The organism is Burkholderia sp. BE12, from assembly GCF_002959955.1.
In the GTDB taxonomy this organism is placed as follows: domain Bacteria; phylum Pseudomonadota; class Gammaproteobacteria; order Burkholderiales; family Burkholderiaceae; genus Burkholderia.
In genome coordinates, this window is record NZ_PREY01000031.1 from 1 (window position 1) to 16,931 (window position 16,931).

Annotated in this window: 16 protein-coding genes and 1 pseudogene; 10 read left to right on the top strand and 7 right to left on the bottom strand. The window is 67.2% G+C overall.

Annotated elements, in window-relative coordinates; translation table 11 throughout:
• From C4B30_RS36330 to C4B30_RS27645, 4 genes and pseudogenes are all read left to right on the top strand, one after another.
• A pseudogene (locus C4B30_RS36330) lies at nt 1–100 on the top strand (IS110 family transposase); the annotation flags it as partial.
• Nucleotides 101–277: 177 nt separating this feature from the next.
• Nucleotides 278–1,204, top strand: a complete 927-nt coding sequence (locus C4B30_RS27635) for a LysR family transcriptional regulator (RefSeq protein WP_105133178.1) — start codon at nt 278–280, stop codon at nt 1,202–1,204.
• 96 nt (nt 1,205–1,300) lie between these two features.
• Complete coding sequence (folE, locus tag C4B30_RS27640; protein WP_059645050.1) at nt 1,301–1,936, top strand: GTP cyclohydrolase I FolE; 636 nt, start codon at nt 1,301–1,303, stop codon at nt 1,934–1,936.
• Nucleotides 1,936–2,739: an SDR family oxidoreductase gene (locus C4B30_RS27645; protein ID WP_105133179.1), complete on the top strand. Its 804-nt coding sequence runs from the start codon at nt 1,936–1,938 to the stop codon at nt 2,737–2,739. The genes folE and C4B30_RS27645 overlap by 1 nt, the downstream gene beginning before the upstream one ends.
• Before the next feature lie 51 nt (nt 2,740–2,790).
• Here the strand turns inward: C4B30_RS27645 and epsC are convergent, their stop codons facing one another.
• Entirely contained in the window at nt 2,791–3,711 is a 921-nt protein-coding gene (gene epsC / locus C4B30_RS27650) for a serine O-acetyltransferase EpsC (protein ID WP_089500900.1), read from the bottom strand.
• Between the two features lie 136 nt (nt 3,712–3,847).
• Nucleotides 3,848–4,081, bottom strand: coding sequence for a hypothetical protein (locus tag C4B30_RS27655; protein WP_006480138.1), 234 nt, complete (start codon nt 4,079–4,081; stop codon nt 3,848–3,850).
• A gap of 278 nt (nt 4,082–4,359) precedes the next feature.
• On the opposite strand from C4B30_RS27655, the gene C4B30_RS27660 reads away from it, so the two are divergent.
• From C4B30_RS27660 to fnr, 3 genes are all read left to right on the top strand, one after another.
• Nucleotides 4,360–4,767 carry a DUF3005 domain-containing protein gene (locus tag C4B30_RS27660; RefSeq protein WP_105133180.1) on the top strand — a complete coding sequence of 136 codons (408 nt, stop codon included), beginning with the start codon at nt 4,360–4,362 and terminating at the stop codon, nt 4,765–4,767.
• A 502-nt stretch (nt 4,768–5,269) separates the two neighbouring features.
• Nucleotides 5,270–5,737, top strand: a complete 468-nt coding sequence (locus C4B30_RS27675) for a universal stress protein (protein WP_105133181.1) — start codon at nt 5,270–5,272, stop codon at nt 5,735–5,737.
• 103 nt (nt 5,738–5,840) lie between these two features.
• Nucleotides 5,841–6,587 (top strand): fumarate/nitrate reduction transcriptional regulator Fnr, encoded by a 747-nt coding sequence (gene fnr / locus C4B30_RS27680; protein WP_027809557.1) that lies wholly within the window; start codon nt 5,841–5,843, stop codon nt 6,585–6,587.
• Between the two features lie 48 nt (nt 6,588–6,635).
• Here fnr and C4B30_RS27685 read toward each other — a convergent pair whose 3' ends face one another.
• A complete protein-coding gene (locus C4B30_RS27685) occupies nt 6,636–7,529 on the bottom strand; it encodes a LysR family transcriptional regulator ArgP (RefSeq protein WP_105133182.1) in 894 nt (297 codons plus the stop codon).
• Nucleotides 7,530–7,639: 110 nt separating this feature from the next.
• Here C4B30_RS27685 and C4B30_RS27690 point away from each other — a divergent pair, with 110 nt between their 5' ends.
• Complete coding sequence (locus C4B30_RS27690) at nt 7,640–8,260, top strand: LysE/ArgO family amino acid transporter (RefSeq protein ID WP_105133183.1); 621 nt, start codon at nt 7,640–7,642, stop codon at nt 8,258–8,260.
• An 81-nt stretch (nt 8,261–8,341) separates the two neighbouring features.
• Here C4B30_RS27690 and C4B30_RS27695 read toward each other — a convergent pair whose 3' ends face one another.
• Genes C4B30_RS27695 through C4B30_RS27710 form a run of 4 tightly spaced genes read right to left on the bottom strand, consistent with a single transcriptional unit; the run spans nt 8,342 to nt 14,266 of the window.
• Complete coding sequence (locus C4B30_RS27695) at nt 8,342–10,075, bottom strand: T6SS phospholipase effector Tle1-like catalytic domain-containing protein (RefSeq protein ID WP_105133184.1); 1,734 nt, start codon at nt 10,073–10,075, stop codon at nt 8,342–8,344.
• A 36-nt stretch (nt 10,076–10,111) separates the two neighbouring features.
• Nucleotides 10,112–10,789, bottom strand: coding sequence for a DUF3304 domain-containing protein (locus tag C4B30_RS27700; RefSeq protein ID WP_105133185.1), 678 nt, complete (start codon nt 10,787–10,789; stop codon nt 10,112–10,114).
• Nucleotides 10,790–10,845: 56 nt separating this feature from the next.
• Entirely contained in the window at nt 10,846–11,748 is a 903-nt protein-coding gene (locus C4B30_RS27705; protein WP_105133186.1) for a DUF4123 domain-containing protein, read from the bottom strand.
• Nucleotides 11,749–11,761: 13 nt separating this feature from the next.
• Nucleotides 11,762–14,266, bottom strand: a complete 2,505-nt coding sequence (locus tag C4B30_RS27710) for a type VI secretion system Vgr family protein (RefSeq protein WP_105133187.1) — start codon at nt 14,264–14,266, stop codon at nt 11,762–11,764.
• 355 nt (nt 14,267–14,621) lie between these two features.
• On the opposite strand from C4B30_RS27710, the gene C4B30_RS27715 reads away from it, so the two are divergent.
• Together C4B30_RS27715 and C4B30_RS27720 are read left to right on the top strand one after the other, a co-directional pair.
• The gene (locus C4B30_RS27715; RefSeq protein ID WP_105133188.1) at nt 14,622–15,569 is read left to right on the top strand and encodes an aldo/keto reductase; all 948 of its coding nucleotides are present in this window, start codon (nt 14,622–14,624) and stop codon (nt 15,567–15,569) included.
• 250 nt (nt 15,570–15,819) lie between these two features.
• Entirely contained in the window at nt 15,820–16,788 is a 969-nt protein-coding gene (locus tag C4B30_RS27720; RefSeq protein WP_105133189.1) for a helix-turn-helix domain-containing protein, read from the top strand.
• Nucleotides 16,789–16,931: the final 143 nt, after the last annotated feature.

Genomic DNA, 16,931 nt, shown 5'->3' on the forward strand with positions numbered 1-16,931 from the left:
AAAAGTCGCCCTCGTCGCGTGCATGCGCAAACTGCTCATCACGCTCAATGCCATCGCCCGCTCGGGCGAGCGGTGGCAGCCGGATTTCAAGGGCGCATGACATGGGCTGTCTCAAGATGGTTGCTGTGTCGGCCCGACTTAGCGCTTCAGCGCTTAGTCGGGCCCCATGCAAAGCAAATTGGTTCGAGTAATGGAACACATTTGAGCGCTTTCCCGACTATGCGGCAACGCGATTCAGGAGATATGTTGTATACGTTTTGGAGATACCGGCCCGCCGATGGATACGCTCGATCTGAACCTGATTCCCTACCTCGTCGCGCTCGACGACACGCGCAACGTGAGCCGCGCGGGCGACCTGCTCGGCGTGAGCCAGCCGCGCGTGAGCACGGCGCTCGGCCGGCTGCGCGAGTACTTCGGCGATCCGCTGTTCGTGCGCACGTCGCGCGGGATGGAGCCGACGCCGCGCGCGCTCGCGCTGCTGCCGGCCGCCCGCGACGCGCTCGCGCAGATCGAGCGCGGCCTCGTCGCGCCGCACGATTTCGACCCGGCCGCGAGCACGCATACGTTCTCGATCGCGCTGTCGGACGTCGGCGAGATCGTGTTCCTGCCGAAGCTGCTGCAGGCGTTCGCGACGCTGGCGCCGCACGCGAACCTGCGTTCGGTCTCGCTCGCGCACGACGAAGTCGGACGCGGCCTCGAAGCCGGGTCGATCGATCTCGCGGTCGGCTACTTCCCCGATCTCGACGGCAACAACTTCTTCCAGCAGCGGCTGTTCACGCACCGGTTCGTCTGCCTGATGCGGCGCGGCCATCCGTTCGAGCAGACGCCGCCGTTCACGGTCGAGCAGTTCCTCGCGTGCGGGCATGCGGTGGTGCGCGCCGAAGGGCGCAGCCAGGAAGTGCTCGAGAAATATCTGGCGAAGCAGCGCATGCAGCGCCGCGCGGTGCTCGAAACGCCGCACTTCATGAGCCTGCCGTTCATCCTGAGCCGCACCGACCTGATCGCGACGGTGCCGCATGCGATCGGCTATGCGTATGCGGCCGAGCACGCGTTCATCGTGCCCGTCGAGCCGCCGCTCGCGCTGCCGCGCTTCGACCTGAAGCAGCATTGGCATCGCAAGTACCACAACGACCCGCGCACCGCGTGGCTGCGCGGCGTCGTCGCGTCGCTGTTCAACGACGAGCAGGACGAATGGCCGAAGTGAAGCAGCGGGCGCGGCGGCCCGCACGCACGACCGGCGAAAGCATGAAACAATGGCCGGATATCGGCCGCCGCAGGCGGCCTTCGATGGAGCCACTACATGGGTAAGGGAAAGAAATCCGCGCAGCCCGAGGCGGTCGCCTCCCGGCCGAGCCGCGAAGAAGCGGAAGACGCCGTGCGCGTGCTGTTGCGCTGGGCCGGCGACGATCCCGCGCGCGAAGGCCTGCTCGACACGCCCGCGCGCGTCGTGCGCGCCTACGAACAGTTCTTCGCCGGCTATGCGCTGGAACCGCGCGACATCCTCGCGCGCACGTTCAGCGAAGTCGACGGCTACGACGAAATGATCGTACTGAAGGACATCCGCTTCGAGAGCTACTGCGAGCACCACATGGTGCCGATCATCGGCCGCGCGCACGTCGCGTATCTGCCGAACCATCGCGTCGTCGGCATCTCGAAGCTCGCGCGCCTCGTCGACGCATTCGCGAAGCGCCTGCAGATCCAGGAAAAGATGACCGTGCAGATCGCCGACACGCTGTTCGACGTGCTGCAGCCGAAGGGCGTCGGCGTGATCCTCGAAGCCGCGCACCAATGCATCTCGACGCGCGGCGTGCACAAGCCGGGCGTCGAGATGGTCACGTCGCGCATGCTCGGCACGTTCCGCACCGATCCGTCGACGCGTCGCGAATTCCTGTCGATCGTCGCGAATCCTTCCTCGGTCAACCTGACGAATACCTGATGGAGCAGACGAAGCAAACGGCGTACGCGCCCGTCGTGCTCGTGACCGGCGCCGCGCGCCGGGCCGGACGCGCGTTCGCCGAGTATTTCGCCGCGCACGGCTATCGCACGGCGGTGCACTACGACCGTTCGGCCGATGCCGCGCGGGCCGCCGCCCATGCGATGGCCGAACGCGGGCACGATTCGGCGGCGCTGCAGGCCGATCTGTCCGATGCCGCGCAGATCACCGCGCTGATCGATCAGGTCTATGCGCGCTTCGGGCGCCTCGACGTGCTGGTCAACAACGCGTCGGTGTTCTGGCAGGACCATTTCCCGAGCTTCGATCTCGCGGCGTTCGACCAGGCATGGGCCGTCAACTGCCGCGCGCCGATCCTGCTCACGCGTGCGTTCTACGAGCGGGCCCGCGCGGCCGGCACGCAGGGTGTCGTCGTGAATGTGGTCGATCAGAAGATCAAGGAAAACTTCCACCGCGACCATTTCAGCTACACGGTCGCGAAGGCCGCGCTCGGCAACTTGACGCAGATGCTCGCGCTATCGTCCGCGCCGGTGCTGCGCGTGAATGCGGTGTTCCCGGGGCTGATGCTGCCGAGCGACGACCAGACGCAGGCCGACTTCGAACACGCGAGCCGCGCGTCGACGCCGCTTGCGCGCATCGCGGGCCCCGACGACGTCGCAAGCGCGATCCTGCTGCTGACGGGCAATGCGTACAACGGCGTGGATTTCGTCGTCGATGCGGGCCAGAACCTGATCCGCGTGGATCAGGACGTGCTGTACAAGCACCGCTCGCCGGACGGCAAGCACTGACGCACGCGCGGCGCGCGCCCGTTCGGATCGAGCGCGCCGCCGCCCGCCGCGTTACGGCTTCTCGGCGCTGCCGCCTTCGCGGACCTTGCCCTGCGCGACGCTCGTGCCGGGCGGCACGCTGTGCGTGAGCCACACGTTGCCGCCGATCACCGAGCCGCGCCCGATCGTCACGCGGCCGAGAATCGTCGCGCCCGCATAGATCACCACGTCGTCCTCGACGACCGGGTGCCGTGCATTGCCCTTCACCAGCGCGCCTTCGCCATCGGCCGGGAAACTCTTCGCGCCGAGCGTGACGGCCTGGTACACGCGCACGCGCTCGCCGATGATCGCGGTTTCGCCGATCACGACACCCGTGCCATGGTCGATGAAGAAGCTCGGGCCGATCTGCGCGCCCGGGTGGATGTCGATGCCGGTCGCCGAGTGTGCGATTTCATTGATGAACCGCGCGAGCAGCGGCACGCCGAGCTGGTGCAGCGCATGCGCGAGCCGATGGTGCATCATCGCGAGCACGCCGGGGTAGCACAGCAGGATCTCGGTGATGTGCTGCGCGGCCGGATCGCCCGCATATGCGGCCTGGATGTCGCTGACGAGCAGCGCGCGGATCGCCGGCAATTGCCGGCCGAATTCGCGCGCGATCTCGAACGCGCGTTCGTCGAGCTCGGCGAACGGCGTATCGACATGCTCCGGCAGGAACGGCAACGCGCGGCGAATCTGCTCGGACAGGACGCGCAGCGTGCTTTCGAGCGTGTGGCCGACGTAGTAGTCGACGCTTTCGTCGGTCAGGTCGGGCGCGCCGTAGTGCGTCGGAAACATCGACGCGCGCAGGCCGGTCACAATCTTGCAGATTGCATCGCGCGACGGCAGTTCGCGGATGCCGCGCGGATGGCGCGTGCGATGGAGTTCCTCGCGCGACTCGCGCAAGCCGGAGACGATTTCTTCGAGGCCCCACTGACGGGCGGGTGATGTCGACATATGCCAATGCGGGCAGCCGCGCTCGGTTGCACGGCCGCTAATAAAGTGACGGGTTCCGCAAGATTACCGCGTTTTTTGTCCGGGAGCGGCCCCCGGGGATCGGCCGGACGGCCGACGCTGCATGAGCGCGATGGCGTCACATCGAGATGCTGCTCGCGTCGATCCAGCGTACGGCCCAGTCGCGCGCGTGCGCGATCGCGTCGCCTTCGTCGTTGAACTGGAGCTCGATCGGAAAAAACCGGTTCGCGACGAGCTCCCCGTCGCTCGATCGGGAGATCACGACGTAGGGCTTGAATGAACCGTCACTGGCGCGTGCGGGCGCGCAATTCAACAGATAACCGCGGTGCGTGAAGGCAGTAGTCGCTTGCATGAATCCGCCACCTCTAGTCCCTTGCTTTGTTGTTCGCTACCCGTCTTTAAGGGTGCTGCGGCGCCCCGGCGCGGGCAGAGGCGGCGAGACTCCATCCCCTGTCGCCGCTTCGCAGGAAAAGAATCATACTCTGTAGAAAACGTGTCTTCTAGCTGAAATAAATCATGACAAATCAGTGCGCGTCGAGCGACCGCGGCGATCGCCCCTGCGCATTTTCCCGTTGCGCCCGGAACGGGATTTGCTTCGATCCGGAGCGTGTCGCCGCCAGGAGAGCCGTGATGGAATCATCCGCTCAAACCGCGCGTGTGCGCGCGCGCAGCATCGAACTCGACAACGACGACACGCACGACAGCACGGTCGACACCGACGGCAAGAACCGCGAAGCGTCGCGCCTCGCCGGAGCCGGGCCGATCTCGCCCGACCAGGTCACGCGCAGCAACGCGTCGCTCGTCAACGCGATGCCGGAAGCCGGCGACGGTCTCGCCGGTTTCGACAGCCGCCCCGACGGCAATCACCCGGCGTTCGCCTTGCGCGCCGGCTACAGGGTGATCGAGAAAGGCTTCGACGCGCCGCCCGCGGGCGACACGCCGTTCGGTCCCGTTCACCGGATGCACGGCAGCGCGTACTGGCCCGGCCACGGCCGCCGGCCGGAGCGCGTCATCGAGTTGACCGTCGTGCCGGGATAGCCGGCGCGGCGTTTGAATCGATCGTTCGTTCAGGAACCGCCATCGATCGATGACGTGAATCGGCGCGCGCGATTCGGCCGCGCGCCTCGCTCGTACGGGGCCGGAGCGAACGATTCCGTACATGGGCATCGGCGTTCGACGTCATGCATGCCGCGCATCGCATCGACGCACATGCATTGACCGAGGTCATGGCGCCACGGCGCGATTGCGATTGAATGGCGATGCGTGCGGCGCATCCGCATGGTTGCCGTGACGGGTCGATGCGTGCGCATACGTTTTCGCCGCCGATGCGGCCGAACACGCGACACGCATCGCGCGGTGCAGCATGCGTCGCGCGCATGGCCGTGTGCGACGGCGACAGGCCCGCGCGGCCGCGCGGCACGGCGGGCATCTCGCTGCACGATCGTGCCCGTTGGTTTACTCTGCCTCGCAGCATTGCTGCATTGCCCAGCCCCATCGGCCATCCGGCCGACTTCGTTTCAACTCGCCACTCGGAGACACTATGTACAAGCGTATTCTGGTTGCCGTCGACGGCAGCGACACGTCCCGCCATGCGTTCGATGCCGCGCTGGCGCTCGCGAAAGCGCACGGCGCGCAGCTGCAGCCGTTCTACGTCGTCGAGAACGCCGCGATCTACTACAACGTGCCCGGCTACGATCCGTCCGTGCTGCGCGATCAGCTCGTCGCGCAGGGCAACGCGCTCGCGCAGGATTTCGCGAAGCTGATGCAGGCCGCCGGCGTGAAAGGCGAAACGCGGCTGAACGAAGCGACGTCGCTCAACGACGTATCGTCGCTGATCCTCGACGGCGCGAAAGCGTTCGGCGCCGATCTGCTGGTGCTCGGCACGCACGGCCGCCGCGGCTTCCGACGCCTCGTGCTCGGCAGCATCGCCGAACAATGCGCGCGCCACGCGACGCTGCCCGTGTTGCTGATTCCGGCGGCCGCCAACGCAGACGAGCCGGCCGCCTGAGCGGCGTTCGGCCGGCGTGGCCGGTCGCGACGTTTTGTCACCCGACAGCGGCAACTTGCGGTGGGACAATGATTTCGTCGATTCAACGCCGGAGTAAACGATCATGCTGACGCCCGTCGCCACCCGCCCCGCCGCCACGCCCCATGCCGGTAGCTGGGCTCCCCGCCAGGCACCGCACTGCTCGTCGTGCGCGATGCGGCACCTGTGCATGCCGCAGGGCCTGGCGCCCGAAGCGCTCAGTCGCCTCGAGTCGGTCATCTGCGCGGCACGCCCGGTCAAGCGCGGCGAAGCGCTGTTCCGCGAAGGCGACGCATTCGACAACCTGTACGCGGTGCGCTCGGGTTCGCTGAAAACCGTCGCGACGCGCCATGACGGCCGCGAACAAGTCACCGGCCTGCATCTCGCCGGCGAAGCGCTCGGCCTCGACGGCATCTGCGACGATACGCACCCGCGCACCGCGGTCGCGCTGGAAGACAGCTCCGTCTGCGTGATTCCGTACAGCGCGCTCAAGGCGCTGTGCTCGGAAGCCGGCTCGATGCAGTTGCGCATGCACAAGCTGATGAGCGAGCAGATCGTGCGCGAAACGTCGCAAACGATGCTGCTTGGTTCGCTGAACGCCGAAGAGCGCGTCGCCGCGTTCCTGCTCGACGTGTCGTCGCGCTACCTGAAGCGCGGCTACTCGCCGTCGGAATTCAACCTGCGGATGACGCGTGAAGACATCGGCAGCTATCTCGGCATGACGCTCGAAACGGTCAGCCGCACGCTGTCGAAATTCCAGAAGCGCGGCCTGATCGAAATGCAGGGGCGCCACGTGCAGATCGTCGACTTCGACGGCCTGCAGCACCTCTGACACCGCACGGCGCGCGTCTCGCGCGCGCCGCTTGCATCACGTCGCCGGTCAATCGAGAAACAGCGCGGCACGCGCCTTCAGCGCCGCGCTGAAATCGTCGAGCCAGCCGATCGACAGACGCCAGCTCTGCCAGTACAGATCGATGTCGATGGTTCGCCCGCGCGACATGTCGATCAATTCACCCGCCGCCAGTTGGCGATCGACCATCCGGTCCGGGCACATCCCCCATCCCAATCCCGTTTCGCATGCGCGCAAATAGCCCGCGACGTGCGGTATCCAGTGCTGCGGCGGATCGAGATCCGCGCGCGTCACGCGCCGGATGAAGCGCGCCTGCAACCCGTCCTTCGGATTGAACATTACGCACGGCGCGCAGCGCAGCGCATCGCGCGTGATCCCCGCGTCGAAATAACGGGCGTAAAACGCCGGCGAGCACACCGCGCGATAGCGGATCCGCCCGAGCCGCTCCGACCGGCATCCCTGGATCGGCTCGGCCTGCGCGGTCACGGCGCCCTGCACGCTGCCGTCGCGAATGCGTGAGGCCGTGTAATCCTGATCGTCGATCACGAGGTCGAGCAGCGTCTCGCGTTCCGTGCAGAACGGCCCGACCGCGTCGATGAACCACGTCGCGACGCTGTCGTCGTTGACGGCCACGCGCAACGTCGGCCACGCGCTCGCGATCTGGCCCGGTAGCGCCGGCATCCGGCCGCCCAGTTCGGCTTCCAGCAACTGCACGCGTTCGGTATGCCGGCACAGCAGCGCGCCCGAGGTGGTCGCGACACACGGCTGCCCGCGCTTGACGAGCACGCTACCGACCCGCTCCTCCAGCAGCTTCACGCGCTGCGACACCGCCGACGGCGTGACGTTCAGCTCCTTGGCCGCCCGTTCGAACGAACCGTGCCGGATCACGGCGGCGAGCGCATCGAGCAACGCGTAGTCGAGCATTAGATTTCCTTAATCCGCATTAGGTGATTTAGCTTCTCTTATTTTCGTGCCGATCGCAGACTAGCGCTACCCGATTCATTCGTCTACTGCTTCCACGGCTGTCCCTCATCATGAACTGGCTCGCTTTTTCCCACGGCGCCGCACTGTGCGCGTCGCTCATCGTCACCATCGGCGCGCAGAACGCGTTCGTGCTGCGCCAGGGCATCATGCGCTCGCACGTCGGCAAGATCGTGCTGCTGTGCGCGGTGTCCGACATGATCCTGATCGGCGCGGGCGTCGGCGGCGCATCGGTGCTCGTCGAACGCTATCCGACCTTCGTCCATGCGGTGCTGTACGTCGGCCTCGCGTATCTCGCGTGGTTCGGCATCAACGCGCTGCGCCGTGCGTTCAAGCCGGGCCACGACACGCTCGACGTGCGCGGCGACGCGGTCGCGCCGCCGCCGCAGAGCACGCTCGCGATCGTGCTGATGACGCTCGCGTTCACGTGGCTCAACCCGCACGTGTATCTCGACACGTTCCTGCTGATCGGCACGGCCGGCGCGCGCGAACCGGAAGGCGGCCGGCTCGCGTTCGCGATCGGCGCGATGACGGCCAGCGTCGTGTGGTTCCTCGGGCTCGGCTATGGCGCGCGATTGCTGGCGCCGTGGTTCCGCAAGGCGGTCGCGTGGCGCGTGCTGGATGGCGCGATCGGCAGCATGGTGCTGTTTCTCGCGGCCGTGCAGTTGCGGTAGGGAGGAGAGCGTCGCGGCCGATGCTGTCTGCCGCGACGTCAGGTCAACCGCTCGCGGTCGCGAGCGGTACCGCGTTCGACGTCAAGCCGTCGATGTGGCGTCGGGCAGCGTGCCGCCGATCGCCGCCGGCTGGTTGCTGGCCAGTTGGGGTTCGTTGGCGGCCATCGGGTCCTGCTGCTTCGCCGGATCGACCTTGGCGAGTTGCGTGGCGGCCTGCTCGGCCTTGTCGCCCTCGTAGCGCCAGTACAGGAACTTCTTGCCGCGCTTGCCCATGAAGTACTGGCGGTTGACCGACCAGCGGCTCGATTCGGCGAAGCCGACGTGACCGTCTTCCATCTGCTTTTTGAAGCCCGCGATCGAGTCGTGCACGTAGTGATCGAAGAACCGGTCGAACGTCGCGCGCGCCGCCGGATCGATGCCGCCCAGCCAGTTGCCGGTGACCCGGGTGGCCGCGTCGATCGCCTTGTACTGCTCCGAGATGGTCCGCGTCAGGACGCCCCCGTTGGCGCGACGGATGAGATCCGTATCTTCGTTCCATTCGCCGTCGGTAATGGCCATGTAGGGGTTCACGCCACCCGGCGGCTTCAGTCGGCCGTCGTGCAGGCGCCTGCTGCGGCTCGCGCGCCACTGGTAATAGCGGTTCATGTGCCAGATGACCTGCGACTCGAGCCTGTCGCTGTTCGACGCCACGCCCGCGCGACGCTCGTTGCCCTGCCCCATGTACACGTTCCATGCCGTCTCCAGCTCAGGGGAAATCGCGAACAGCCCGCCGGCCGTTTCCATGACCTCCTTCGGCTCGCGGAGCGGCACGCCGGCCTTCCACGCGTCGATATAGAGATTGTTCAGCGGGATGTTGGCCAGTTCGTTGGTTCGCCCTTCCTGGTAGTTGCGCTCGTAGCCGCCGCCCACGTCCGAGTGCATGCCGGGGTAATACACCTCGCGGCAGTTCGCGGGAAGCTTCTGGTCCTCGCGCACCGAATCGCCGGGGAATTTCTCCCGCACCTCATGCGACGCGACATAGTGAACGCATTGCCGGACGTAGTCCGGAATGCGGATGTCGTTCGCCCATTCCGCATGGCCGCCCTTGTCGATGCTGTGGAGCAGGCCGCCGTAGACCGGCCCGAGGATCCCGCCGACGATGTAGGGCGCCGCCTTCTCCAGGCGGCTGCCGCCGAAGCCCGTCGACGCCACCGTATCGAGGATGCCCATGAAGTACACGACCACTTCGGGACGCATCCCCTTCATGTTCTTCTTGTTCCACCAGAGCCGGCCGCCGATGTTCTCGGCCAGTTGCTCGGTCAGCATGCGGACGAACGCCCGCGCCTCCGTGGCGCCGCGCGAGAAGCCGAACGCGGCCACGTTGATCTGACTCACGGCCGGCATGTGGTTCGCCACGTGCTTTTCGAGTTCGCGGAGCATCCAGCGGATGCGCGCCTCGCCCTTGCTCGCGGCCGCCATGCCCAACGCGCCGTCGATACCCGCGCCCGAATCGCCGACCTTGCTGCACGGCGTGCCGACGCCCTCGACGTACCGGCCCATCGTGCGCGGATTGGCCTTGTTGAACGGGACATGGGCAAACATCGCGAGCTTGGCGATGTTGCTGTACTTGGTCTTCGCGACGTCCGTCGCGCCGTTGCCGTCCGCGCCGTAGTTGTTGCCCGTGCCGTCGAAGAAGGCCGTGAACCACACGGGCTTCGGACACTCCTTGCATTGCTCGACCCGCAGCGGATCGAGCGCCTCGCGGTACCCGTTGCGGATCGAATCCTCGACCGGCGTGATATCGGTGATGCGTCGAATGAGGGGGGGATTGCTCATGGCGGTTACGCTCCTGTTCCGGCTACGCGTCCAGCGTCAATTCCACTGGGCCGGCTTCTTGCGCCCGTAGAACGGATTGGGAATTTCCTTCAGGCACGCGCGGTCGGTCAGCTTGCGCTGCGCGTCGCGCTTCGAAAGGGCCACCTTCGGGTCCGGGCCGTCGACGCCGAAATCCATGTCGCCTTCCACGCGGCCGTCGGGGAAGAAATGCAGCACGATGCCGCCGCTCTTGTCCTTGACGGGCGGGCGCGTGACCGTGATCTCGCCTTCGCACCACGCCATCCCCGGCTGGGTTTCGCGGTGGGTGTACGGGTCGTAGTTCGGAGACGACGCTTCCATCGCGCGCTTGTCGACCACACGCTCCCACCACACCTTAAACGTCTTCGGGGTCTTCCAGCGGAAATCCCATGCGAGACTCGGGCGCGAACCGCCACCGCCGGACCAGTACTTCGCACTCCGTGGCGTGGCGCGCGCGCCGTCGGCGCTTGCCGCGTCGTCGAGGCTGTTCCTGTCCGGCGGCAGCAGATAGACGCCGTAGATGTCGTAATCCGTATAGTTGAAGGACCCGGCGGTGATGATGTCGTAGTTCGGGTCGTTCCATTTATTCACTTCGCCGGGCGCAAGGCTGTCCTTTTCGGCATCGTTCACGCTCTTGCTGCACGCAGCCGTGGAAAAAACCATCACGGACAGCAAGGTGATCCAGCAGCGGTTCATATTGAACTTCCTTCTCTTCCAGTCGATTTCATTCGAGTCGCATCGCGAAGGCGCCATCATCCGGCCACTTCCTGCATCCGCCGCCAATCCTCGGCCGGCACCAGCGCCAGCGCCTCCGGAAACGCCTGCCCCTGCGCCACCGCGTCGAACACGGCGGCCATCGCCGGATCCTCGTCGAAACGCGCGCCGTACCGCAATGCCAGTTCGCAATAGATCAGCAGCGACGCCGCGTTGTCGGCACCGTGCGCCCGGCAGCGTACCAGTTGATCGCGCACGAAGCCGTAATGCTGCGCGGCCGGCAACGACGCCAGCAGCGCGGGCTTTTCGGCACGCAGCCGCTCGAGCATCGTGTACGGATAGCAGGCGGCGAGCAGATCGTCCTCCTGCGCCTGGGTCAACTGCAGCGGAAACTCGGCGGCCTGCGTGACGTTGGCGGGCACGGCGATTTCCGCCGTCCGGATCTGCAGCGCGGTATCCAGGTGAATCCAGTGCCGCACGCCCTGCGCCAGATACGCGCGATGCGAGGCGGGCAGCATGTCGAGCCAGAACGGCAGCACGCGCGGATCGAAGAAGCGCATCAGCATCACGCTCTCCATCTGCTCGAGCTGGACATCCACCATCGGCGCAAGATGCGCGGCCAGTCGCTCGAGCGACAGCGGCGACACGAGCACGCTCGCCGCCGGCCACGGAATGCTGCGCGGCTCGATGGCGTCCGCCGCCTCGGCGCTGTCGGCGGCGGGTTGCCACTCGAACAGCAGCGGCCCGACCACTCTTGCATCGTCGTCGGCGTCGTCGAGCAGCGAGGCCGCGACGAACGCGGGCCACGACGCCTTTTCATCGTCCGGCAACGTATCCAGCAATGCACCGTCGATCAGGACGTAAGCGCGCAGCCCGTCCTGCGACGACAGCGCAGCCCGCAGCACGTCGGCCGCCTGCGCGGCGATCAGGTCATGCGTCATTCGATGCCTCGCCTCACGCCTTGGCCGCGAACGGCGACGCCATCGAGGCCGCGTTGACCATGCACGGCGCGCACGCCGTGCCCGGGAACGCCCGCGCGGGCACCGGCAGGCTGTCCGGCCCGATGAACGTATGCGACGCGGCGTGCGCGGTCCATTCGCCCTTGGTCCCGTGGACGATGCCGCTGCCGTTCCAGCGCGTATAGCTGGTCCCGCCGTTGATCAGGACTTCTTCCTTGGCGGTGATGGTGATGCGGTTCGCATCGACCTTCACGTCCAGCTTGGCCAGCACGTTGATGCTGTCCTTCAGCGCCTGGATGTCGATGTCGGCGGCGGCGGCCACGAGCCGAATGCCTTTCTCGAACGCGGCGACGCGCACCGCCTCCCGCGCGCTGACCAGCATGCTCTTGCCCGCGGCGATGCTCGTGTGGGCCCCGCTCGTCAACGCGACGTGCTGGTCGCTCGCGACATGGGTCGACCCCGTCGTCGTGGCCAGGATCCCCGCCGGGCTGGCGAGTGCGAGGAACGGCTGCGCGAATTCCGGAAACTCGCCCTGCTGCGGATTGCCGCCGCTGCCCCGCAGGCCGTCGTTCTGCGTTCTGAGCGCCTGATGGACGGCATCCTGGTCGCCGGACTCCTGCGCCTTCACGTCGTGCGCGGACCCCGACAACGCTTCGTGCAGGTCGTGCGCGTTGTCGAGGCGCGCGACGGTCTCGCCGATGTCGGTTGCGTGGGCGCGCGCGTCGTAGCGCGCCTCGCTGGTCACGAGCAGGCCCTTGGCCGCCCGCACCGCGCCATGCGCGTCGGTCCGCAACTCGAACCCGCGGGCGCGCTGATCGGTGCGCCCCTGTGTCGCATCGATGCGAACGTTATGCCCGAGCGTCAGTTCGCTGGCGTCGGTATCGCTGCGCAGCTTCAGCTGGAGCTGCTGCGGCGTATCGTCGAGCAGCACGTGATTCGAGCGCCCGCCCGCCGCGTTGCCGCTGTCGCCCGACAGCTCGCGACTGCGCAGGCCGGTCAGCACGTGCTGGTCGGGCAGCGCCCACGGCGGCATCCGTTCCGCGTTGTACGTGGTGCCCGACACGACGGGCCGGTCGGGATTGCCGTCGAGGCACATCACGAGCACCTCGCTGCCCACGCGCGGATGCGCGATCATGCCCTTCTCGCCGCCCGCCCAGCCGGCGGCCACGCGAATCCGCGCGCTGATCTGCGCCGCACGATCCCAGTGATACACGATGCAGACCCGGCCATATTCGTCGACGTCGACGCTGCCGGCCCCCTTCGCGCCGGCGACGGTCGCGGTTTGCGGCGCCAGCACGCGCACGGGTTCGCTGTTGAACCCGCGGCCCGGGCGCCAGGGCGTACGCCGATGGCCTGCGACGAAGCGGTTGCGATACTCGGGCTTGCCGTCGGCCTGCAGGTAGTTGTTCGCCGCTTCGTGACGGGCTTCGAGAATCAGGTATTCGTGATCCTGCGGGCTGCCCGACGCCACGCTGAAGTGATCGGACAGCTGGAACCAGCGCCCGGACAGGATGCCGTGATGGTTGCCGGCCGCATCGAAACGCGTCGCGGCCGCCTCGATCTCTTCCATCCGCACACGCGCGAGCGCGTCGCCGGCGCGCGTCTGTTTCGCGAAGCCGTAGTGCCCCACGTATTCGTGATGCTCGACCTGCGGCGCGACACCCGGCGGATGCAGCGTCGGAATCTGCGCATTGGCCGCACGCGGCGCCTTGAAGTCGAACGCCGTCGCGCTGTAACTGCCGGCGGACAACGACCGGACCGCGGACCATTGCGAAATGGCGTCGGCGGCCATCGGGCCGTCGTGCGTCTGGAAGCGGATCTCCGGTGAGCGGCCGTCGATGGGCGGGCACTGCACCGTGCTGTCGTCGCCGACGATCAGCTTCACGCCTTTCTCGTCGTGCTCCCACCAGTACAGGCATCCGACGGCTTCGAGATGGCGGACGATGTAGTTCCAGTCGCTTTCGCCGAGGCCGCCGCCCTGGACGTTCATCGTGCGCGCGGGATCGTCGCCGCGCACGCGCCACTCCCACGACGGCGCGAGCCCCTGGTAATCGGCGAGCAGCGTGCCGATCTGCTGCTGAAGCGATTGGCCGAGGAACAGGCGGTTGTTCACGCGGGTCCGCAGGAAATGGCTCCACGGGCGCAGCACCGCACGATATTCCGCGATCGAATCGTCGTTGCGGACCAGCGAAAACTCGGTGCAGTAACCGGTGAAATAACGCAGGCCGCCGTCGGGGCGCACCATCGACACCGCGAGCAGCTTGCCCAGCATGTCGGCCAGCGTGACGCCCGCCTCTCCGGACAACAGCGTCACCTCGAAGGTGAAATCGATCCCCAGCCCTTCGTGCGCGACGAGACGCTCGGCGACCAGCCGCGCCGGACGTTGCCGCCCGTACGAGTCGGTCACCGACGGCGCGTCGTCGTGAGGAAAGGACAGCGCGAGCAGGCGCTTGTCTTGCTGGAAAAACGGGGTTCGAATGAATGCCGCCAGGTCAGCCATGACCGCCTCAGAATGATTTTTCGTTCGTATGGCAGCGGCCCGCTGCCTCCCTTAATTTTGGGATGAAAGGATATCGTAGACAACGCAGCGCGACAACATTGACGCCATGCGTCATTTCCCTAACCCGTCACGGAAAATCGGTAATAAATACAGCGCCTTGCGCGTGCCGGACCGGCGCTCGAACGGAGCTTGCCGCCATGATGACGTCGCGTCGTCCGCCATGCCGGCACGCGAGCGCGAAACCCGCGGGTTGGTGCGCCGGCGACGGAACCTCGTCACGCGCTTCGCCGTCTCAACGCGACCGGCTTCATGTCACGCAGTCCCGTCCCGTCACCCGCAGATATCGGAGCAGAACATGGCACTTCGCACCCTCGGCACCTCCCGCATCCAGGTTTCGCCGCTCGCGTTCGGCGGCAACGTCTTCGGCTGGACCGTCGACGAAAACGCATCGTTCGCGTTGCTCGACGCGCTCGCCGACACCGGCATCAACTTCATCGACACGGCCGACGTCTATTCGGCCTGGGTTCCCGGCAACCACGGCGGCGAATCGGAAACGATCATCGGCAAGTGGCTGAAGCGCTCCGGCAAGCGCGAGCAGGTCGTGATCGCGACCAAGGTCGGCCTGCTCGACGCACGCGCGGGGCTGTCGAAAGACAACATCCTGAAGGCCGTCGACGATTCGCTGCGCCGGCTGCAGACCGACTACATCGACCTGTATTTCTCGCACCGCGATCTGGCCGACACGGCCCCGCTCGAAGAAACGCTCGGCGCCTATCAAACGCTGATCGACGCGGGCAAGGTACGCATCATCGGCGCGTCGAACTACAGCGGCGCACGCCTGCGCGAAGCGGCCGCCATCAGCGCGCGCGACGGGCTGCCCGCGTACCAGGTCATCCAGCCCGAATACAACCTGCTCGACCGCGCCGGCTACGAACGCGATCTCGAGCCTGTCGTGCGCGACCTGAAGCTCGGCGTCGTCAACTATTACGCGCTCGCGAGCGGGTTCCTGTCGGGCAAGTACCGCAGCGAGGCCGACCTGAAGAAGAGCGTGCGCGGCGATCGCGTCGCCGGCTATCTGAACGAGCGCGGCCTGCGCATCCTCGCGGCGCTCGACGCCGTGTCGGCGAAGCACGGCACGCAACCGGCCGCGATCGCGCTCGCGTGGCAGATCGCGCGGCCGACGATCACCGCGCCGATCGCGAGCGCGACGTCGCTCGCGCAGCTCGCCCTGCTCGGCGAAGCGATCCGCGTCACGCTCGATCAGGACGACATCCGCCAGATCGACGCCGCCAGCGCGCCCTGAAGTCCGTGGCGACGGCGGGCGGGCGGCCGTCGCCTTCGTCGAAGTAAACTGGCAGCACCTACCCCAAAGCCGCGCGGTCGTCTTGACTCGCACGGCCGCTTCCGTTGACCGGCAAGGACATCGACCGCGCGATCGCCCGCCGCGCCCCGCCGCAAGCGCGTCACGCGCCGGCCCCGGGTCTTTCACGGATTGACCGCGGCGTCCGGCGTGCCCGAGACTGCGCCGCTCGGGCCGTCATCGGGAGAACGTCATGCCGGACACCAGCACGGAGATCGCCACGATTTCGACGCGCGCCGTACGCGGCGCCGAGCGCGTCGACTTCTGGGTCGACCATGTCGCGCGCACGCTCGTGCGGATCGAATGCAGCGGAAAGTCGTCCGAAGGGATCGATGCGTCGCTGCGCAAACGCGATCTCGGGCTGTTCCGCGCGTGCGACATCGTCGCGAACCGGCACGCGGTCGTGCGCACGTCGCACAACATCCATGCGGACCAGCGCGACGCCGTCTTCATCTGCCTGATGCACGAAGGGCATGGCTATACGTTCCAGGACGTCGACTGCATGCAGCACGGGCCCGGCGACCTCGTGCTGTACGACACGTCGATGCCGTACGGTCACGGCTTTCCCGCCGACATGGCGATGACGGTGCTCGACGTGCCGCGCGACGTGTTCGAAGCGCGCGTCGGCCCGTGGCGCTACCGCAGCCTCGTCAAGATCGACCGCGGCGACGGCGTCGCGTCGTGGGCCGTGCGGCAGGTGTATGCGCTGCTCGCCGCGCCGCCGGAACCGACGCCCGACGCGCGCGAACGGCGCGCCGCCGCGATCCTCGATCTCGTGCAGTCGATGCTGCGGCTGCGCGACGGCGATGCATCGCCGACGAAGTCGACGGTCCACACGCTGTCGCGCGCGAAGACGTTCATCGAAAGCCATCTCGCCGACGACGATCTCGACAACCAGTCGGTCAGCCGCGCGATCAACCTGTCGCCGCGCCAGCTCGCACGCGTGTTCGAGATCGAGGGGATGCCGCTCACGCGCTACATCCTCGCGCGGCGGCTCGAACGCTGTCGCGCCGACCTGCGCGACCGGTCGCTGAAGCACCTGACGGTCAGCGAGATCGCGTTCCGCTGGGGCTTCAACAACAGCGCGCACTTCAGCCGCAGCTATCGCGCGCGGTTCGGCGAGACGCCGAGCGACACGCGCGCGCCGGCCGACGCGTGCTAGCGCCCGTTCCCGCTCCCGGCCGCTCACACCGCCACTCGCGTCATGTCCCGGCGAGGCAAGCACGGCGTCCGCCCCGGTCAAATGGGGCTGCAACCCGCTCGCTAAGCTGACCTCCTGCGCGGCGGCATGTGTTCCGCCGCCCG